The sequence below is a fragment of the Streptomyces sp. SID12501 genome (assembly GCF_010550245.1).
In the GTDB taxonomy this organism is placed as follows: domain Bacteria; phylum Actinomycetota; class Actinomycetes; order Streptomycetales; family Streptomycetaceae; genus Streptomyces.
This window is the reverse complement of record NZ_JAAGLU010000549.1, coordinates 1-462: the sequence shown is the minus strand read 5'-3', so window position 1 is coordinate 462 and position 462 is coordinate 1. Positions and strand designations below refer to the sequence as shown.

The following is a 462-nucleotide window of genomic DNA, read 5'->3' as shown; positions in this document are numbered from 1 at the left end:
CCGGCCGTCGCTACGCCGGTATCGGCGACGTCATCGTCGCCACCGTCAAGGACGCGATCCCCGGCGGCAACGTCAAGAAGGGCGACGTCGTCAAGGCGGTCGTCGTGCGCACCCGCAAGGAGCGCCGGCGTCCCGACGGCTCGTACATCAAGTTCGACGAGAACGCCGCGGTGATCCTCAAGAACGACGGCGAGCCGCGCGGCACCCGCATCTTCGGCCCCGTGGGCCGCGAGCTGCGCGACAAGAAGTTCATGAAGATCATCTCGCTGGCTCCGGAGGTGCTCTGACCATGGCGAAGATCAAGAAGGGCGACCTGGTCGTCGTCATCTCGGGCCGCGACAAGGGGCAGCAGGGCCGTGTGCTCGAGGTGCTCCCCGAGACGCAGCGCGTCGTGGTCGAGGGCGTGCAGCGCGTGCAGAAGCACGTCAAGGCGGGCCAGTCGGCCCGCGGCACCCGCACCGG

2 protein-coding genes are annotated in these 462 nt (G+C 69.0%); both read left to right on the top strand.

Going from position 1 to position 462, the window contains the following annotated elements; genetic code table 11:
- A partial coding sequence (gene rplN / locus G3I71_RS47230; RefSeq protein WP_164325106.1) for a 50S ribosomal protein L14 occupies nt 1-287 on the top strand: 287 nt, incomplete at its 5' end.
- 2 nt (nt 288-289) lie between these two features.
- Nucleotides 290-462 (top strand): 50S ribosomal protein L24 (gene rplX, locus G3I71_RS47225; protein ID WP_164325104.1); only part of this gene is annotated, 173 nt, incomplete at its 3' end.